The organism is Streptomyces sp. NRRL WC-3618, from assembly GCF_001280005.1.
Taxonomy (GTDB): Bacteria; Actinomycetota; Actinomycetes; order Streptomycetales; family Streptomycetaceae; genus Streptomyces.
The window spans coordinates 1-738 of record NZ_LGDW01000273.1; the positions used below are offsets into that span (position 1 = coordinate 1).

Sequence of the window (738 nt, forward strand, 5' to 3'; positions counted from 1 at the left end):
GACACGGTGTTGCTGGCGGAGGCGAACCAGTGGCCCGAGGACGTCGTCGACTACTTCGGTGACTTCCAGAGCGGTGGCGACGAATGCCACATGGCGTTCCACTTCCCCGTCATGCCGCGCATCTTCATGGCCGTACGACGCGAATCGCGCTACCCGGTCTCGGAAATCCTCGCCAAGACCCCCGCCATCCCCTCGAACTGCCAGTGGGGCATCTTCCTGCGCAACCACGACGAGCTGACCCTGGAAATGGTCACCGACGAGGAACGCGACTACATGTGGGCCGAATACGCCAAAGACCCCCGCATGCGCGCCAACATCGGCATCCGCCGACGCCTGGCCCCCCTCCTCGACAACGACCGCAACCAGATCGAACTCTTCACCGCCCTGCTGCTGTCCCTGCCGGGCTCACCGATCCTCTACTACGGCGACGAGATCGGCATGGGCGACAACATCTGGCTCGGCGACCGCGACGCCGTCCGCACCCCCATGCAGTGGACCCCCGACCGCAACGCCGGCTTCTCCTCCTGCGACCCCGGCCGCCTCTTCCTGCCCACGATCATGGACCCCGTCTACGGCTACCAGGTCACCAACGTCGAAGCCTCCATGTCGTCCCCCTCCTCGCTCCTGCACTGGACCCGGCGCATGATCGAGATCCGGAAACAGAACCCCGCCTTCGGCCTCGGCTCCTACACCGAACTCCCCTCCACCAACCCGGCCGTCATCGCCTTCCTGCGGGAG

The 738-nt window shown here is 65.9% G+C and carries 1 pseudogene; it reads left to right on the forward strand.

The features are described from left to right. Positions 1-738, forward strand: a pseudogene (locus ADL01_RS22645) (alpha-amylase family glycosyl hydrolase); the annotation flags it as partial.